Source organism: Bauldia sp., from assembly GCF_020442045.1.
Taxonomy (GTDB): domain Bacteria; phylum Pseudomonadota; class Alphaproteobacteria; order Rhizobiales; family Kaistiaceae; genus Bauldia.
Map to the genome: position 1 here is coordinate 36,275 of NZ_JAGRLA010000129.1, position 17,793 is coordinate 54,067.

Sequence of the window (17,793 nt, forward strand, 5' to 3'; positions counted from 1 at the left end):
ATACCTTAATTCCCCCTGCGAACGCGCTGATGGAGCGGATTGAAACCGATCCGGTAGACGAGCTCGGCCAGGCGATCGACGTCCCAGATCGCCAGATCGCACTGCTTGCCCGTTTCGATGGTGCCGATGCTGTCCGCGCGGCCGAGGACCCGCGCGGCATTGCGCGTGACGCCGATGAGGCACTCCTCGACCGTCAACCGGAACAGGGTCGCCGCCATGTTCATCGCCAGGAGCAATGACGTCAGGGGCGACGAACCCGGATTGCAGTCGGTCGCGACGGCCATCGACACGCCGTGGGTCCGGAATGCGGCGATCGGCGGCATGCGGTCCTGTCGCAGGGTATAGAAGGCGCCGGGAAGGACGACCGCGATCGTCCCCGCCGCGGCCATCGCCCGCGCGCCGTCCTCGTCGGTGAATTCGAGGTGATCGGCAGACAGCGCGCCGAGATCCGCGGCGAGCCTCGCGCCATGCAGGTTCGAAAGCTGGTCGGCGTGAAGCCTGATCGGCAGTCCCAGCGACCTGGCGGCATTGAAGACCCTGGTGACCTCGGCCGGCGAAAACGCGATTCCCTCGCAGAAGGCGTCGACCGCGTCGGCCAGCCCCTCGCCGGCAATGGCCGGCAGCATGACGTCGCATACGACGTCGACATAGGCATCGATGTCGCCATCCATCTCGGGCGGCAGTGCATGGGCTCCAAGGAAGCTCGTCACGACATCGACCTGCCGGAGATGCGCGAGCGACCGCGCCGCGCGCAGCATCTTGATCTCGCTGTCCTTCGAGAGCCCGTAGCCGGACTTGATCTCGACGGTCGTCACGCCTTCGCCGATCAGCGTATCGAGGCGCGGAAGCGATTCGGCGACCAGCTCTTCCTCGCTTGCCTCGCGTGTCCTGGCGACCGTGGCGGATATGCCGCCGCCACGACTGGCTATCTCCTCGTAGCTCGCGCCTTCCAGGCGCAGTTCGAACTCGCCCGCCCGGTCTCCCGCGTAAACCAGGTGGGTGTGACAATCGATGAGGCCCGGCGTGATCCATCGGCCGCCGCAGTCGACCTCGCGATCGATGCGCAGATCAGACGGAAGCGCGTCGACCGGGGCAACCACCGCGATCCGTCCGTCGCGCGCTCCGATCGCGCCCCGCTCGATGATGCCGAGCCCCGGGCTGGCCGGTGCCATGGTGGCGATTCGGGCATTGGTCCAGAGGGTATCGAGTTGCATGGTCTTGCCGTGCCATTTTGTCTATACATACTGACGAACGCATCTTGCTGTCCAGTGTGGAGATGGAACGTGACGGTGATTCACTTCGGACGGGCACTGCTGCCCGACGGCTGGAGCAGCGACGTACGGGTCGCCATCGACGCCGACGGGCGTATCGCCGGGGTCGAGCGCGGTGCGAAGGCAGAAGCCGACGACGAGCGCGCCGCCATCGGGATTCCCGGTGTCCCGAACGTCCATAGCCACACCTTTCAGCGCGGCATGGCAGGTCTCGCCGAGACCCGCGGTCCGATAACGGACACGTTCTGGACATGGCGCGAAACGATGTACCGCTTCGCCGGCGCGATCACGCCGGAGGACGCCGAAGCGATCGCCGCGATGGCCTTTGTCGAGATGCTCGAGCGCGGGTTCACCACAGTCGGCGAGTTTCACTATCTCCACCATGACCGCGACGGGCATGAGTATTCGGATATCGCGGAAATGGCCGTTCGCATGGCGTCGGCCGCCGCGTCGACAGGAATCGGCATGGTGCTCCTCCCGGTCTTCTACGCCCATTCCGACTTCGGCGGCGCCCCGCCGGAGGACCATCAGAAGCGCTTCATCTGCGACCTCGACGCTTTTGCGCGGCTGGTCGAAGGCGCACGGCGCGCGACCTCGCCCCTGCCCGGCGGCCGGACCGGAATCGCCCCGCACAGCTTGCGCGCCGTAACGCCCGACGAGCTCGACGCTCTCCTGCCGCTGGCTGGCGACGGCCCCGTTCATATCCACGTTGCCGAGCAGACAAGGGAGGTCGAGGATTGCGTGGCCTGGTGCGGGACGCGTCCTGTCGCGTGGCTGATCGACAACCAGCCGCTCGATCAGCGCTGGTGCGCCATCCACGCCACCCACATGACGACGCCGGAAACCTCCGGCCTGGCACGCAGCGGAGCGACGGCCGGCCTCTGTCCTGTCACGGAAGCCAGCCTCGGCGACGGCTTCTTCCCGGCTGTCGCGTGGCGCGAGGCGGGCGGCCACCTCGGGATAGGCACGGATTCGAACGTCCTGATCGGTCTCGCCGACGAGCTTCGCCAGCTCGAATGCAATCAGCGCCTGGTTACGCGGTCCCGCAACGTGCTCGCGGAGACCGGTCGCTCGACCGGACGATCTCTTTTCGACGCGGCCCTTGCCGGCGGATCGGCCGCGCTCGGCCTTGGCGAGGCCGGTCTGGCCGAAGGCTCCATCACCGGCGTCGTCTCGCTGGAGGTCGAGCCATCGCTTCTCGATTCCCTCGAAGCCGATATGCTGCTCGACATATGGATCTTCGCCGGACGGGCGCGGGTCGATACGGTCTGGCGGAACGGCGTCCGGCAGGTCGAGCGCGGCAGACACCGGCACCGTGCGACCGTCGAGCGCGCGTTTCAGACAACGATGATGCGTATCCTGTCGGCGTGACGCGTCATCACCCGCTTTCGCAGATTGTCCGCCCGGCGATGTAGCCCCAGGCCATGTTCGGGCCAAGCGTCGTGCCCGCACCGACTGCGCGCGTACCGATCGGGTTCGCCATCGCGACGCCGCAGCAATAGAGCCCCTCGATCACGCTGCCGTCCGGCCGGAGCACGCGGGCGCGCGCATCGGTCCGTGGCCCTCCCTTGGTGGCCAGGATCGAGCGGTTGAACGAGATCGCGACGAAGGGGGCACGCTCGATCGCCTCGAGTCCGTCGCGCGAACGGCGACCATGCCCGGCCGGCGCCTTCAAGCGTCCGAACGCGTCCCTTTGACCGGAAGCGATCGCCTGGTTGAAGCGCCTGACGGTGTCGACGAGGGCGTCGGCGGGAACACCGATGCGGGCCGCGAGTTCCGCGACGGTGTCGGCGTGCACCTTCCAGGCATCGTCGCGACGGGCATACCAGCGGATGATCGGGGCCCGGCGCAGGAACCGGGCATCGCTGATCAGCCACACAGGCCGGTGGACCGGCAGCCCGGTCGCCGCATCGCGCTTGTCGAGCACCTCGCCGAGATTGAAGACAGCCTCGTTGACGAACCTCCGACCGGTACCGTCGACCAGGATGGCGTTTGGCTCGACGTGATAGAACAGGGCCATCCCGTGCGGCTGCCCGTCATAGGTCGCCGGGATCGCAGAATTGATGTTCGCCTGGTCCATATGCGCCATCGCGGCGCCGACAGCCATCGCCATGCGATGTCCGTCGCCGCTGTTGGTCCGCGGGCTTGCGATGAAATCGATCGGCCCGGGAAAGTATTCGGCGAGCAGATCCGGATCCCATTCGAAGCCGCCACTGGCGAGGACAACCCCGCGCCGGGCCGTCAATGTCGCCTTCCCGTCCCCGGTCTCGACGACGACGCCGGTGACACGACCTTCCTTATCGGTTTCAAGTCCGGCGGCGGGCGTCGACGGCAGGATGGTGCAACCGCTGTCGAGGCAGCCCTTGAGGAGCCCGGCGATCAGCGCGGTCCCCTGCCCCCGGCGGCCGGTCAGCCAGCGCCAGGCGAGGCGCGGCCCAAGGACGATGCTCGTTCGAACGGGATGATGATAGACGTCGGTTCCGATCATCTCGTGGTAGGTGAAAAGATGCGGCTGGGTCGACCGACGCAGGCGCCGGCCGAAGGAACCGAGGATGCGCAGAGACAACGGAAGCGGCGACAGCATCCGGCCACGGGATTTCCAGCCGGGAAGATCGCGCAGCGGATCAGCCTCGTCGGTGAGGTCGAAATGAAGCGGAGAATGCGCCTCGACGAAACGCAGCATGTCCGGCGCGTATTCCACGAAACTCTGCCACAGGCGATCCTCTGTCTCGCGCCAACCCTCCGGTGCCGCGGCGCGAAGATAGGCGAGAGCGTCGGCGGGACCGTCGTCGATGCCGCTCGCCGCGGCGTGGTGATTTCCCGGCACCCATATGCCGGCCCCCGACATCGCGCTGGTCCCGCCGATGGTGTCCGCCTTCTCGACGATGGTGACACGCAGGCCGTTGGCGGCGGCCGCGAGAGCAGCGGTCAGGCCCGCCGCGCCCGAGCCGACGACAATGACGTCGCTCGCCGTGTCCTCCATTCGCGCCACCGATTCCAGTCGTGCCCCAGGGGACCGGTTCCGCGCGCCCGGATCGTGATTGCCGATACGGCCAGTCACGGACATTCCGGCGCCCGGAAGCGGACGACTTTCGCGGCTTCCTTTTCCATCAGTCTCAGGCATAGTCCTTGCCCTGTATCGCATCAATTGCCCGCCCAAGCAGCAGGAGGTTTCGTTGACTCAAATTTGTTTTGTCTATACATTAGAGATGTGGGCGCCATGTCGAAAGACATTCCGAGCCATCACCGGGGAAACAACCAAAACAGGACTAGCGATCATGATGAAATTCGTGCCTTCGCTCGGGGCAGTCGTGCTTGCAATCGCCGCTGGCGGTGCATCGGCACTTGCACAGACCCCGACGGAACTGAATGCTCCCATCATTGAAGCGATCCAGCCGGACCCGGCTTTGAAAGCGATGCTTCCTGAAGAAATCCAGAAGTCGGGCGTGATCAAGCTCGCGACCGACGCGCACTACCCGCCCTGCGAAATCTTCGCAGAAGACAACAAGACGATGATCGGCTACGAGCCGGATACCTGGAACGCCATTGCCAAGAAGCTCGGCGTCACCATCGAACCCACTTCCATCGCGTTCGACGGCCTGCTCCCCGGCGTCGTCAGCGGCCGGTACGACGTGGCCATGGAATGCATGTCGGACAACGCCAAGCGCGAAGAACAGGTGATCTTCGTCAACAACGCCTATGCGATCACCGCGGTTTTCACGCTCGAGAGCAACGATACGATTACCTCCGACCCGAAGACGCTATGCGGCTTGACCATCGCCATTCCGAAGGGCTTCGACGTCGCCGGCATCGTCGAGACCAAGCTGACGCCGCATTGCGAGAAGAACGATCTTCCGGCGGTCACGATGAACGAGTATCCGTCGTCCGACGCCACCCTGCTCGCCCTCTATTCCGGACGAGCCGATTTCGTCATCACCGACTATGCGGCGATCGAGGAAATGCGGAAATCGGCGCCGAAGCCGATCCGGGTGGTTGCCAACCCGCTGCTGCCGAAGCTCTATCTCGGCATGATCGTCAACAAGGACAACATGCAGCTCGCGGAAGCGCTGCTCGCCGGCCTCAAGGGCGTCCACGAGGACGGTGCCTACGACAAGATCATGGACAATTGGGGCCTGAGCGACCTCAAGCTTGACGAGCCGGGCATCAATCTCTTCACCAATAATCCGCTCCCCGAGCCGCAGCCCTGATATCCTGCTCGCTGCCGGATCTGGGTCTCGTGTCGACCAACGCGTAAGCCACAAGCGATCCGTCAGCGGGATATAGGGTGGCCATGGAAGAGAAACACACCGTTCTCCCGGCCTCGGCCGGGAGAACATCCGGGGAAGACGGTCCGGATAGCGAAGACCTCGTCGTTGTTCCTATCCGCCATTATGGACGATGGATCGCCTCGGCCATCGTTCTCTTGTTCCTGGCGTCCCTCGTCCACTCGATCGCCAATAATCCGAATTTCCTCTGGCCGGTCTTCTTCGAATACCTGTTTTCCGAAGTGATGATCGACGGCCTCGAGCTGACCGTCCTGCTCACCGTCGTCGCCATGATCGTCGGCATCTCGGGGGGAATCGTGCTCGCGGTCGCGAGATTGTCGGCGAACCCGGTCGTCTCGGGGCTTACCGCCGGCTACCTCTGGTTCTTTCGAGGCACGCCGATCCTCGTCCAGCTGATCTTCTGGTACAACCTCGCCGCCCTGTTTCCGGTGATCTCCATCGGCATCCCGTTCACCGGCCCGACATTCTTCGAGGGATCGGCAAACGACCTGATCACCCCCTTCACCGCGGCCGTTCTCGGCCTCGGTCTGAACGAAGCAGCCTATATGGCGGAAATCGTCCGGGCGGGCATCCTTTCCGTCGGCACCGGCCAGGACGAGGCGGCACGCGCGCTGGGCATGCGCCGCCTCTTGGCGATGCGTCGCATCATCCTGCCGCAGGCGCTGCGGGTCATCATCCCGCCGACCGGCAACGAGACGATCGGCATGCTCAAGATGACGTCGCTCGTCAGCGTCATCGCCCTGTCGGAGCTTCTCTACTCCGCCCAGACCGTCTATTCGCGAACCTTCGAGACCATTCCCCTGCTGATGGTGGCGTGTTTCTGGTACCTGGTCCTGACCAGCGGACTGACATTCGCGCAGAGCGTCATCGAACGTCGGCTTGGTCGATCGACCGCGGCTGCCAGCGCCCGTCCCAACTGGCTTCCGGGCTGGCGGAGGCAGAAATGACCGGGCCGATGGTAAGAGCGGACGGCGTCCGCAAGCGCTTCGGCGCCCACGAAGTGCTGTGCGGCGTCGACCTGACGGTCGACCGCAGCGAGGTGGTGTGCATCATCGGGCCTTCCGGCTCCGGCAAGTCGACCTTCCTCCGCTGCATCAACCATCTCGAGAAGATCAGCGGCGGGCAGCTCTACGTCGACGGCCATCTCGTCGGCTACCGGCGTCGCGGCAACAAGCTCTACGAGATGCGCGAGCGGGAAGTCGCGGCGCAGCGCATCGACATCGGCATGGTCTTCCAGCAGTTCAACCTGTTCCCCCACATGACGGCTCTCGGCAATGTCATCGAGGCACCGATCCGGGTGAGGAAAGAACCGCGCCAGGAGGTCATCAGGCGGAGCAAGGAGCTTATCGACAGGGTCGGCCTCTCGAGCCGGATGGATGCCTATCCCGCGCAGCTATCGGGCGGCCAGCAGCAGCGGGTGGCCATTGCACGGGCTCTCGCCATGCGGCCGAAGCTGATGCTGTTCGACGAGCCGACCAGCGCGCTCGACCCCGAACTGGTGGGCGAGGTCCTCGACGTCATGCGCGACCTCGCGGCCGAGGGGATGACGATGGTGGTCGTCACCCACGAAATGGGTTTCGCCCAGGAGGTCGCGAGCAAGGTCGCCTTCATGGACGAGGGCCAGATACTCGAAATGGGGCCACCGCGCGAACTGTTCCGGGACCCGCAGCACGAGCGGTCCCGCACGTTCCTCTCAAGAGTGCTTTGAGATGTCGTGAAATCCGCCTTCTTCTCGGAATCGGTCTCGCCGAGGCGAAGACCGGCCCGGTCACGACCGACGGCGCCGCTCGGCGGCGCCGTCGACTTTCCGTAGTCAGCAAGGGAGCCGTAAGGTCAAAATTACGATGCGTATCCGTCTAAAGGTAGCGGGCGAGGAAGCCTGCGTCATGGAAATCTGGGAGGAAAAGGCTCCGCTATTCGCGGCGACCCTGCGCGAGAAGCTCCCGATCAAATCAACCCTCCAGCACGGCAAGCTCGTCGGTGACATGGTGTTCTTCACCACGCCGTTCGTCTCGCCGTGGGAGAACCTGTTGCGCACCGAGGAGGTTGGCCGGCTCCGCCGCAAGGAGACGGGCAAGGCGACGGGCGCCGTGTGCTTTTACAATCCGCGCCAACAATTCTGCATCGTCTACGGCGACGACGTCGCCGACGAGCCGCTCAAGATCTCCTATGTCGGCGAAGTCGTCGAAGGGGCGGTCACGTTGCGGTCGGTCGGCCTCGAATGCTGGATGCAGCAGGGCGCGATCGTCGAGCTGGAAATGGTGTGACCCTTCGGTCCGCCGGCCGGCAGGGGCGGCCCGTCCGGATCAGGCCCTTTCTTCCACAGATCAGACTGAACCGCCGCGCGCCCTGCCCCCGATCGCGGTTCAAAACCATGGAGTTCGATCGATGACTACCGACGAAATGATTGCCAAGCTCGAGCAGGAGCGCGAGGCCATCTGGCTCAAGGCGCCCCAGGAGGTGAAGGATATCGGCAACGGCATCATACCGAGGGGTACCGGCTCGCGGGGTCAGTATCTCAGCAACCTGATGTTCGCCGAGGGCGAGGCGCGCACCCTGGCCGACGAGATGTTGTGGGGGCTGATCCAGGTCTCCGAGAAGCCCGGCATCGACCTCAAGACGCTCCAGGCCATCGTCAGCGAAATCATCTCCTACAAGGCCGACTTCTTTGACTTCCTCGGAATGCCCGAGGCCGCCAAGCTTATCCACCAGTATGTCGAAACGGCCGAGAAGACCACGACGGTCGAAGAGTTTGCCAAGTTGAGCGGAGCCGCCCTGTCTTACGCCAATCGCCTGCACATGTGGGTCGACGCGGTGTTCCCCTGGGGCGTCTGCAACGGCTTCAAGCGCCCCGACCGCAAGGACGTGATCTGAGCATCGCCGAACCGGAGGAGGCGATCAGGTTGCGTCTTCGTCCGAAAGTCGGCGGCGGGCAGGCCCGCCTGGCACCGATCAGGGCAGGCCGGCCGAGCCCGAAGCCACCTGCCTGAGCGGCATCAGCCTGCATGGCGCTGAAGAGGCGGGGCCGGGCCCCGCCTCTTCCTTTTGTCTATTCAGATCTATTTGCCGGTCTGGGCCCAGATGCCGGAAAGCACCTCGGCGGGCAGTTCGCCGCTCTCGACGAGCGCCGCGACCTCTTCCTTGGTCTTTCGCTTGAGGTTGTCACCCAGCTCCCAGGGGAACACGAGGAAGAACCACCTGTTCCACCGATTCATGTAGGCGAACCAGCTCCACAACAAGCTCGCCAGCTCTTCCTTGGTCTTGATGCTGGGGAAGGAGTCGACGATGTCATCGCAGAGTTCCGACAGCGTCGGAAGGTTCATCCAGGGAGCGGGGCAACGCGGCGGGTCGACGTCGCCCATCAGGTGGGCCATGTGCACCGTCGTATAGGCCCAGAACTTCTTGCAGGCCTCGACATCGAGGTCGGGGTCGTCGAGAGCCTGCAGCATCGCCGGCTCCACGGTCCACCAGCTCATCGCCTGAGTGTCGGCGACCTGATAGAGCAGGTTGGAGAGATTGCCCTCGTGGGTGCCGGAACCGCTCGGGAATACGCCGAGCCGGGACATCTTCACCTCGAGCGGCTCTTCCCACATGATGCGGTCGAGATCGCGTTCGATCTTGGCTTTCACGTCTTTCCAGTTCTGTCCCATCTCTGCCTCACATCCTGCTGGCCGTTACGGTGACGAGTTTGTGCGTGTGGGATTGTGCGTTCCACACATGCTTTCCGACGTCGTAGAAGTCCTTGAGGCAGTCCTCGTCGACGACGGCCGTGATCGGCCCCTTGTCGGGCAGCGGCTCGGTGATGTCGGGACCGTAGGCGAAGGACATCTCTTCCGCCCCGCCATAGCAGATCGTCCCGGGCTTCAGCTGGCAGATGAACAGCGACTTCCCGAGTGGATTTGCCTGGGAGCCGACCCGCTCAGGCTCGGTCGGCCCGCGCCCCTTGCCGAGGAAGTAGTCCCCCGTCGATGTGGTGTGCGAGATGGCCATCTTCATGGGCTTTGCGAGCGCATCCCATACGATGTCGCCGACCTCTCCGCTCTCCTCGACAATCGTCGCGAAGATCGGTTTGTCGATTCCGGAAAATTCGAACTTGATTCTTCTTGGCATCGTGCAGTCTCCATGCCGGTGTTGGATTGCATCGCCAACGGCGCGCATCGCGCATCCGTCGAACGCTTTCATCGGGTTGAAAGAAGTGCAGTGCGAGCGCTACCCGCGCACGCCTCACTCACGTCCCGTCGGTATCCTCGTCCGGGCCCGAACCGCCGTGGGCATAGGATGCCACCGACCAGGTGAACCAGCTGGATACGGGGAAATGCTGCAGGTTGACGCCGATACCCGCGCCGGCCTTCGCCGAGGCCTGCAATACGCGAGGGGAGAGTGCACGACGCCAATGCATAGACATTATTCAATCACCAACCGACGCCGACTTCAATCACCCGCGTCGACTGGTCGAAGCGGCCACGGCGAGCATCGATCGGACGGATGACAGGCGGCCGGCATCCAGGGACATCGCCACCACGGCGGGGCTCCTCGGGCCGACAGCGCGCGGCGCCGCCAACGCGCGCGCCACGTCGGCGCATCCGACGCATGCGAAAGCCGGACGGGCCGCCCACCACATCTTTTTCCACCCGATTCCCAACATCGGCTCCGAATTCGATCGACCGATCGGGCGGCGAATCGCACGACAGGGCTGGTCGCGAACCACGGCCACCGTTTCGATCGCGCTGCCGATTTTTCCCCCTGCTTCGCGAGCCGTCTTCCGCCGCGGTCAACACGACCATGCCATCGACGACGACGAGGGCGAAAATCGGAGAGTCGCCTTCCCGCGATCAGCGTGACGAGTCCGGGGAACCACCGGCAACAGGTGGCATGGATGGGCGAATCGACGCTCGCCGCGTCGACGCCGGCAAACAGCGGCAGGACCCGGATGAGCGTGCATTCGTCGTCGCAGATCACGAAATCGGCCACGGAATTGATAAATATCAATCAATAATTGAAGATTACAAAATCCATAGAGTAAATTACTCAATCATAAGATTGATGTATGTATTACCTACGTTTATTCTGGTAATAAATTATCGTTTGTTTGACCGCGATCAAACGGACGTGATCCATTCCCGCCATCTTCATCGCTGACTTGCGGAACCGGGCAGCGAGAACGGGGAATGGACATGGACGACGCCTATGACCGGAAGCGGGCGCTGGGGCTCAGCACGTTTTCATTCACGGTCTGTTTTGCCGTCTGGACGATCTTCGCCATCATCGGCGTGCGAATCAAAGCGGATCTCGGCCTTTCCGAGACGGAATTCGGGCTGCTCGTCGGTCTTCCGATCCTGACCGGATCGCTAAGCCGCATCTTCCTTGGCATCTGGACCGACCAGTATGGCGGGCGGGTGGTCTTCACGCTGACCATGCTTGCGGCCGCTGTTGCGACCTATCTCCTCTCCTTCACGAATACCTATACCTGGATGCTTGTCGCGGCCCTCGGCGTCGGGCTCGCCGGCGGATCCTTCGCCGTCGGCATCGCCTACGTATCGAAGTGGTATCCGCCGGAGAAGCAGGGGACGGCGCTCGGCATCTTCGGCGTCGGCAACGTCGGCGCGGCGGTCACCAAATTCGTCGCGCCTTTTGTCCTGGTCGCCTTTGGTTGGCAGACGGTAGCGGTGGTCTGGGCATCCGCGCTGGCGATCGTCGCCATCATCTTCTGGTTCGGCAGCAAGGAAGATCCCGATATTCGCGCCCGGCGCGCGAGCGGCGAGAAGGCCCGCTCGACGCTTCTGCAGCTGGAGCCGCTCAGGCATCAGCAGGTCTGGCGGTTCGCGCTGTACTACTTCTTCGTCTTCGGCGGCTTTGTCGCGCTGGCCCTGTGGCTGCCCCACTACCTGATCGACGTCTACCGGCTGGATATCGAAACGGCCGGCATGCTCGCAGCCGCCTATTCGATCCCGGCGAGCCTGTTTCGTGCCTATGGCGGTCACCTCTCCGACCGCTACGGGGCCCGTATGGTGATGTATTGGACCTTCGGCGTCTCGGCGATCTGTCTCTTCATGCTCTCCTACCCGGAGACCGACTACGTCATCCACGGCATCGAGGGGCCGATCGCCTTTTCGACGCGGATGGACCTCATCCCCTTCGTCATCACCACATTCGTCCTCGGCTTCTTCATGTCGCTCGGCAAGGCCGCGGTCTACAAGCACATCCCGGTCTACTACCCCGGCCATGTCGGAGCCGTCGGTGGCCTGGTCGGCATGATCGGCGGTCTCGGCGGCTTCGTGCTGCCGATCGCCTTCGGCGTGATGGCCGACCTCACCGACATCTGGACGAGCTGCTTCATGCTCCTCCTGCTGGTCGTCGTGGTGTCCCTGCTATGGATGCATTTCGCCATCCGTGCCATGGAGCAGCGGGCCGCGGGCGAGGCGCTCGCCAAGCTGCCGCCCCTGGCCGAGCTCGAACACGTGCACAAGCCCGCCGAACATCCCGGCCGGAGCGCGCTGATCGAGGACTGGCGGCCGGAGGATGATACCTTCTGGCGGGAGAAGGGCCGGCGGATCGCGAGCCGCAACCTGTGGATCTCGATTCCGGCGCTCCTGCTCGCCTTCTCGGTCTGGATGGTGTGGAGCGTGGTCGTCGCCAAGCTGCCGGCGATCGGCTTCGGCTATTCGACCAACCAGCTCTTCTGGCTGGCGGCATTGCCCGGCCTTTCGGGGGCGACGCTCCGCATCTTCTATTCTTTCATGGTGCCGATCTTCGGCGGGCGGCTGTGGACGACGCTCACGACCGCTTCGCTGCTCGTGCCGGCCTTCGGCATCGGCTACGCCGTTCAGAATCCCGAGACGCCATATCTCATCTTCCTTGTGCTGGCTCTGCTGTGCGGCCTTGGCGGCGGCAACTTCGCCTCGTCGATGGCCAATATCTCCTTCTTCTTCCCGAAGCGGGAAAAGGGCAACGCCCTTGCGCTCAACGCCGGGCTCGGCAACACCGGCGTCAGCGTCGTCCAGTTCGTGGTGCCGCTGGTTATCACCACCGGCGTCTTCGGCGTGGCCGGCGGCGAGGCGCAGACACTCTCCGACGGCTCGATGCTGTGGATCCAGAACGCAGGTTTCATCTGGGTGCCGTTCCTGATCATCTCCACGATCGCCGCGTGGCTGGGGATGAATGACATTGCCTCGGCGAAGGCCTCATTCTCCGAACAGGCGGTGATCTTCCAGCGCAAGCACAACTGGATCATGTGCTGGCTCTACACCGGCACCTTTGGCTCCTTCATCGGCTATTCCGCGGGCTTTCCGCTGCTCGCCAAGACCCAGTTCCCCGAGGTCGATTCGCTGAAATTCGTCTTCCTCGGGCCGCTGGTCGGCGCCCTGTCGCGGGCGGCAACCGGCTGGATTTCCGATCGCTGGGGTGGTGGCCGCGTTACCTTCTGGGTGTTCGTGCTGATGATCGCGGCGGTTGCCGGTGTCCTCTACTTCCTCGGGATCAAGGACCAGCCCGGCGCGTTCTGGGGCTTCTTCGCGATGTTCATGGTGCTGTTCTTCGCCACCGGCGTCGGCAATGCATCCACCTTCCAGATGATCCCCGCGATCATGCGCAAGGAGACGGCGCGTCTGATGCCGGGCATGGCGGCAGCCGAGCAGGTGCGCCAGGGCGACAAGGAGTCGGCGGCGATCATCGGCTTCACCTCGGCGATCGCCGCCTATGGGGCCTTCTTCATCCCCAAGGCCTACGGCTCGTCGATAGCGACGACGGGCGGACCGGAGCTGGCGCTGGGGGGCTTCATGCTCTTCTACGTCACCTGCGTCGCCGTGACCTGGTGGTTCTACACACGCCGTGGCGGCCTTCTGTATGAGCAGGAGCGCCACGGCCCGACGCCGACTTCAGGATCCTCCCAGAAGAGCACGGCGTAAGGAGACGGAGACAATGAGCCATTTCATCGATCGCCTGACCTTCTTTCGCCGCGTCGAGGGCGAATTCGCCGACGGCCACGGGGTGACAACCAACGAGGACCGCCGCTGGGAGGATGGGTATCGCAAGCGCTGGCAGCACGACAAGATCGTCCGCTCGACGCACGGCGCCAACTGCACCGGCTCCTGCTCATGGAAGATCTACGTCAAGGGCGGGATCGTCACTTGGGAGACGCAGCAGACGGACTATCCCCGCACCCGCCCGGAGCTGCCCAATCACGAGCCGAGAGGCTGTTCGCGAGGCGCGAGCTACAGCTGGTACCTCTATTCCGGCAACCGCGTGAAGCACCCGCTGGTGCGGGCGCATCTGGTCCGCCTGTGGAGGGAAGCGCGGAAGTCGAAGAAGCCGGTCGCTGCCTGGGCCTCCATCGTCGAGGACGCGGCAAAGCGGAAGAGCTACACCACAAAACGCGGTCTCGGCGGCTTCGTGCGCGCCTCGTGGGACGAGGTCACCGAGATCATCGCGGCGGCAAATGCCTATACCGCGAAGACCTATGGCCCCGATCGGGTGACCGGCTTCTCGCCGATTCCGGCGATGTCGATGGTGAGCTATGCCGCCGGCGCTCGTTACCTGTCGCTGCTCGGCGGTGTCTGCATGTCGTTCTACGACTGGTATTGCGACCTGCCGCCGGCCTCGCCGATGACCTGGGGCGAGCAGACCGACGTTCCCGAATCCGCCGACTGGTACAATTCCAGCTTCATCATCCTGTGGGGCTCGAACGTTCCCCAGACGCGGACGCCCGACGCTCATTTCTACACCGAGGCGCGCTATCGCGGCGCGAAGAGCGTGGTCATCTGTCCGGACTATTCCGAGGCATCGAAGTTCGCCGACCTCTGGCTTTCCGTGAAGCAGGGGACCGACTCCGCGCTCGCGATGGCGATGGGGCATGTGATCCTCAAGGAATTCCACGTCGATCGCCAGGTCCCGTATTTCGTCGACTACATCCGCCGATATTCCGACATGCCGATGCTCGTCCGGCTGGTCGCCAAGGACGGGTATCTCATACCTGAGCGCTTCGTGCGTGCGTCCGACTTCGCCGGCGCACTCGGCGAGACCAACAATCCGGATTGGAAACCGGTGGCCTTCGACGAGGCGAGCGGCGACGTCGTCGTACCGCGCGGCTCGGTCGGCTTCCGATGGGGCGAGAAGGGCAAGTGGAATCTCGAGGAAAAGGAATCGACCGGCAACGAGGCGACGCTGCAGCTCAGCCTTGCCGGCGGCGAGCTGGTCGATATCGGCTTCCCGTATTTCGGCAATGTCGAGCATGACCATTTCACCGGGACCGATCACCCGAGCGTGTTGACGCGCAAGGTGCCCACCCGGCGGATGCGGCTGAAGGACGGCGAGGCGGTGGTCGCCACCGTCTACGACCTCTTCCTTGCCAATTACGGCGTCGACCGCGGCTTCGGCGGCGAGCACCTGCCGCGCTCCTATGACGAGGTCGCTCCCTATTCGCCGGCCTGGGCCGAGGCGATCACCGGCGTCAAGCGCGACCAGATCGTCGCGGTGGCGCGGGAGTTCGCCCGCAACGCCGAGAAGACCGGCGGCCGGTCGATGATCATCATCGGCGCCGCGATGAACCACTGGTACCACATGGACATGAACTACCGCGGCGTCATCAACATGCTGGTGATGTGCGGTTGTGTCGGCCAGTCGGGCGGTGGCTGGTCGCACTATGTCGGCCAGGAGAAGCTGCGGCCGCAGACCGGGTGGCTGCCCCTCGCCTTCGGTCTCGACTGGAGCCGGCCGCCGCGCCAGCAGAACTCGACCTCGTTCTTCTACGCCCACTCCGACCAGTGGCGCTACGAGAGCCTCGACGTGAGCGAGATCCTGTCGCCGACGGCGCCGGAAGGGTCGTGGAGCGGTTCGCTGATCGACTATAATGTCCGGGCCGAGCGGATGGGCTGGCTGCCATCGGCGCCGCAACTCGAGACCAATCCGCTGACGATCGCGGCCGCGGCCGAGGCGAAAGGGCAGGACGCGAAGGATTATGTCGCCGAGGGGCTGAAGTCGGGTGCGTTGAAGCTCTCCTGCAACGATCCGGATGCGCCGCAGAACTGGCCGCGCAATCTCTTCGTCTGGCGCTCCAACCTGCTCGGATCCTCGGGAAAGGGGCACGAGTATTTCCTCAAGCACCTCCTCGGCACCAGCCACGGTGTCCTCGGCAAGGATCTCGGCGAGGACGGCCGGCAGAAATCCGAGGAAGTCGTCTGGCATGACGAGGCGCCTCAGGGAAAGCTCGACCTGCTGGTGACGCTCGACTTCCGGATGTCGACCACCTGCGTCTATTCCGACATCGTTCTGCCGACCGCGACCTGGTACGAGAAGAACGACCTCAACACCTCCGACATGCACCCCTTCATCCATCCGCTGACCGCCGCGGTCGACCCGGTATGGGAAGCGCGGAGCGACTGGGAGATCTACAAGGCGATCGCCAGGAAATTCTCCGAGATCGCGCCGGAGGTGCTCGGCGTCGAGAAGGATGTCGTGATGACCCCGATCCTTCACGACACGCCGGCGGAGATCGCCCAGGCGTTCGAGGTCGAGGACTGGGCGCGCGGTGACGTCGATCCGATACCCGGAAAGACAATGCCGCAGGTCACCGTTGTCGAGCGCGATTATCCCAACCTCTACAAGCGCTTCACGTCACTCGGCCCGCTGATGGCCAAGATCGGCAACGGCGGCAAGGGCATTGCCTGGAATACCGAAGACGAGGTCGATCTCCTGAAGCGCCTGAACGGCGTCGTGACCGATGACGGTCCGACCCAGGGCCTCGCCCGGATCGACAGCGATGTCGACGCGACGGAGGTCATCCTGTCGCTCGCGCCGGAGACCAACGGCGAGGTTGCGGTCAAGGCATGGGAGGCGCTGAGCAGCGCGACCGGACGCGACCACGCGCACCTGGCGCTGCCTAAGGAAGACGAGAAGATCCGCTTCCGCGACGTGGTCGCGCAGCCGCGCAAGATCATCTCGTCACCGACGTGGTCCGGGCTCGAATCCGAGAAGGTCTGCTACAACGCCGGCTATACCAATGTCCACGAGCTCATCCCGTGGCGGACACTCACCGGACGTCAGCAGCTCTACCAGGATCACATGTGGATGCGGGCCTTCGGGGAAGGCTTCTGCGTCTACCGGCCGCCGATCGACACCAAGACGGTCAAGCCGGTGATCGACCGGGAGCCGAACGGCAACAAGCCGGTGGTTCTCAACTTCATCACCCCCCACCAGAAATGGGGCATCCATTCCACCTATACCGACAACCTGCTGATGCTGACGCTGTCGCGGGGTGGGCCAATCGTCTGGATCAGCGAAGCTGACGCTGCGAAGGGCGGCATCGTCGACAACGACTGGATCGAGGCCTTCAACGCCAACGGAGCGCTGGTCGCCCGCGCCGTCGTCTCCCAGCGCGTCAAGGAGGGCATGTGCATGATGTACCACGCGCAGGAGAAGATCGCGAACGTCCCGGGCTCGGAGCAAACCGGGCAGCGCGGCGGCATCCACAATTCCGTGACCCGTACGGTGCTCAAGCCGACCCACATGATCGGCGGCTATGTCCATCAATCCTACGGCTTCAACTACTACGGCACCGTCGGCTCCAACCGCGACGAGTTCGTCATCGTGCGGAAGGTGGCGAAGGTCGACTGGCTCGACGAGCCCGTGGAGCAATCCTCGACATCCGATGGTGCTTCGAACCTGGAGGCCGCAGAATGAAAATCCGCGCTCAGATCGCGATGGTACTGAACCTCGACAAGTGCATCGGCTGTCACACCTGCTCGGTCACCTGCAAGAACGTCTGGACCAGCCGCGAGGGAATGGAATACGCCTGGTTCAACAACGTCGAGACCAAGCCGGGCATCGGCTACCCCAAGGAGTGGGAGAACCAGGAGCGCTGGAAGGGCGGCTGGCGGCGCAAGCGCAACGGCAAGATCGAGCCCCGGATCGGCGCCAAGTGGCGCGTGCTGGCCAATATCTTCGCGAACCCCGACCTTCCCGAGATCGACGACTATTACGAGCCTTTCACCTTCGACTACGAGCATCTGCAGCAGGCGCCGGAGCTCAGGGCCTCGCCGACCGCGCGGCCACGCTCGCTGATCACCGGCAACCGGATGGAGAAGATCGAGTGGGGGCCGAACTGGGAGGAGATCCTCGGCGGCGAATTCGCCAAGCGCTCCAAGGACGTCAATTTCGAAGGCGTTGAGAAGGAAATCTACGGAGCCTTCGAAAACACCTTCATGATGTACCTGCCGCGGCTCTGCGAGCACTGCCTCAACCCG

At 64.1% G+C, this 17,793-nt stretch carries 15 protein-coding genes; 11 read left to right on the forward strand and 4 right to left on the reverse strand.

What is annotated here, in order from left to right:
• Window positions 1-5 precede the first annotated feature (5 nt).
• The gene (hutI, locus tag KDJ86_RS14680) at window positions 6-1,214 is read right to left on the reverse strand and encodes an imidazolonepropionase (RefSeq protein WP_291747283.1); all 1,209 of its coding nucleotides are present in this window, start codon (window positions 1,212-1,214) and stop codon (window positions 6-8) included.
• A 69-nt stretch (window positions 1,215-1,283) separates the two neighbouring features.
• Between hutI and KDJ86_RS14685 the strand changes: the two genes are divergently transcribed.
• Window positions 1,284-2,642, forward strand: a complete 1,359-nt coding sequence (locus KDJ86_RS14685; RefSeq protein WP_291747286.1) for a formimidoylglutamate deiminase — start codon at window positions 1,284-1,286, stop codon at window positions 2,640-2,642.
• A 7-nt stretch (window positions 2,643-2,649) separates the two neighbouring features.
• On the opposite strand, the gene KDJ86_RS14690 is transcribed toward KDJ86_RS14685, so the two are convergent.
• On the reverse strand, window positions 2,650-4,254 hold the full coding sequence (locus tag KDJ86_RS14690; protein ID WP_291747289.1) for an FAD-dependent oxidoreductase: 1,605 nt from the start codon (window positions 4,252-4,254) through the stop codon (window positions 2,650-2,652).
• Window positions 4,255-4,687: 433 nt separating this feature from the next.
• Here KDJ86_RS14690 and KDJ86_RS14695 point away from each other — a divergent pair, with 433 nt between their 5' ends.
• From KDJ86_RS14695 to KDJ86_RS14715, 5 genes are all read left to right on the forward strand, one after another.
• The gene (locus KDJ86_RS14695; RefSeq protein ID WP_291747292.1) at window positions 4,688-5,479 is read left to right on the forward strand and encodes an ABC transporter substrate-binding protein; all 792 of its coding nucleotides are present in this window, start codon (window positions 4,688-4,690) and stop codon (window positions 5,477-5,479) included.
• 215 nt (window positions 5,480-5,694) lie between these two features.
• On the forward strand, window positions 5,695-6,504 hold the full coding sequence (locus KDJ86_RS14700; protein WP_291747295.1) for an amino acid ABC transporter permease: 810 nt from the start codon (window positions 5,695-5,697) through the stop codon (window positions 6,502-6,504).
• A complete protein-coding gene (locus KDJ86_RS14705) occupies window positions 6,501-7,265 on the forward strand; it encodes an amino acid ABC transporter ATP-binding protein (protein ID WP_291747297.1) in 765 nt (254 codons plus the stop codon). Before KDJ86_RS14700 ends, KDJ86_RS14705 begins: the two co-directional genes overlap by 4 nt.
• A gap of 136 nt (window positions 7,266-7,401) precedes the next feature.
• Window positions 7,402-7,824 carry a hypothetical protein gene (locus KDJ86_RS14710; RefSeq protein WP_291747300.1) on the forward strand — a complete coding sequence of 141 codons (423 nt, stop codon included), beginning with the start codon at window positions 7,402-7,404 and terminating at the stop codon, window positions 7,822-7,824.
• A 121-nt stretch (window positions 7,825-7,945) separates the two neighbouring features.
• A complete protein-coding gene (locus tag KDJ86_RS14715) occupies window positions 7,946-8,431 on the forward strand; it encodes a cucumopine synthase-related protein (RefSeq protein WP_291747303.1) in 486 nt (161 codons plus the stop codon).
• 185 nt (window positions 8,432-8,616) lie between these two features.
• Here KDJ86_RS14715 and KDJ86_RS14720 read toward each other — a convergent pair whose 3' ends face one another.
• Together KDJ86_RS14720 and KDJ86_RS14725 are read right to left on the reverse strand one after the other, a co-directional pair.
• The gene (locus KDJ86_RS14720; protein ID WP_291747306.1) at window positions 8,617-9,186 is read right to left on the reverse strand and encodes a cucumopine synthase-related protein; all 570 of its coding nucleotides are present in this window, start codon (window positions 9,184-9,186) and stop codon (window positions 8,617-8,619) included.
• A 28-nt stretch (window positions 9,187-9,214) separates the two neighbouring features.
• Window positions 9,215-9,667, reverse strand: a complete 453-nt coding sequence (locus KDJ86_RS14725; RefSeq protein WP_291747349.1) for a hypothetical protein — start codon at window positions 9,665-9,667, stop codon at window positions 9,215-9,217.
• A 182-nt stretch (window positions 9,668-9,849) separates the two neighbouring features.
• Here KDJ86_RS14725 and KDJ86_RS14730 point away from each other — a divergent pair, with 182 nt between their 5' ends.
• From KDJ86_RS14730 to KDJ86_RS14750, 5 genes are all read left to right on the forward strand, one after another.
• Window positions 9,850-10,398 carry a hypothetical protein gene (locus tag KDJ86_RS14730; RefSeq protein WP_291747351.1) on the forward strand — a complete coding sequence of 183 codons (549 nt, stop codon included), beginning with the start codon at window positions 9,850-9,852 and terminating at the stop codon, window positions 10,396-10,398.
• A 31-nt stretch (window positions 10,399-10,429) separates the two neighbouring features.
• The gene (locus KDJ86_RS14735) at window positions 10,430-10,696 is read left to right on the forward strand and encodes a hypothetical protein (protein ID WP_291747352.1); all 267 of its coding nucleotides are present in this window, start codon (window positions 10,430-10,432) and stop codon (window positions 10,694-10,696) included.
• Between the two features lie 29 nt (window positions 10,697-10,725).
• On the forward strand, window positions 10,726-13,461 hold the full coding sequence (locus tag KDJ86_RS14740) for a nitrate/nitrite transporter (RefSeq protein WP_291747354.1): 2,736 nt from the start codon (window positions 10,726-10,728) through the stop codon (window positions 13,459-13,461).
• Between the two features lie 13 nt (window positions 13,462-13,474).
• Entirely contained in the window at window positions 13,475-17,230 is a 3,756-nt protein-coding gene (locus KDJ86_RS14745) for a nitrate reductase subunit alpha (protein ID WP_291747355.1), read from the forward strand.
• The coding region (locus tag KDJ86_RS14750) for a nitrate reductase subunit beta (protein WP_521085296.1) at window positions 17,227-17,793 on the forward strand (567 nt) is incomplete at its 3' end. The genes KDJ86_RS14745 and KDJ86_RS14750, both read left to right, overlap by 4 nt.

Coding starts and splice junctions, on each gene's coding strand:
- KDJ86_RS14715 (WP_291747303.1), top strand. CDS start 7,946: ATGACTACCGACGAAATGATTGCCAAGCTCGAGCAGGAGCGCGAGGCC.
- KDJ86_RS14705 (WP_291747297.1), top strand. CDS start 6,501: ATGACCGGGCCGATGGTAAGAGCGGACGGCGTCCGCAAGCGCTTCGGC.
- KDJ86_RS14725 (WP_291747349.1), bottom strand. CDS start 9,667: ATGCCAAGAAGAATCAAGTTCGAATTTTCCGGAATCGACAAACCGATC.
- KDJ86_RS14695 (WP_291747292.1), top strand. CDS start 4,688: ATGCTTCCTGAAGAAATCCAGAAGTCGGGCGTGATCAAGCTCGCGACC.
- KDJ86_RS14740 (WP_291747354.1), top strand. CDS start 10,726: ATGGACATGGACGACGCCTATGACCGGAAGCGGGCGCTGGGGCTCAGC.
- KDJ86_RS14735 (WP_291747352.1), top strand. CDS start 10,430: ATGGATGGGCGAATCGACGCTCGCCGCGTCGACGCCGGCAAACAGCGG.
- KDJ86_RS14745 (WP_291747355.1), top strand. CDS start 13,475: ATGAGCCATTTCATCGATCGCCTGACCTTCTTTCGCCGCGTCGAGGGC.
- KDJ86_RS14690 (WP_291747289.1), bottom strand. CDS start 4,254: ATGGAGGACACGGCGAGCGACGTCATTGTCGTCGGCTCGGGCGCGGCG.
- hutI (WP_291747283.1), bottom strand. CDS start 1,214: ATGCAACTCGATACCCTCTGGACCAATGCCCGAATCGCCACCATGGCA.
- KDJ86_RS14710 (WP_291747300.1), top strand. CDS start 7,402: ATGCGTATCCGTCTAAAGGTAGCGGGCGAGGAAGCCTGCGTCATGGAA.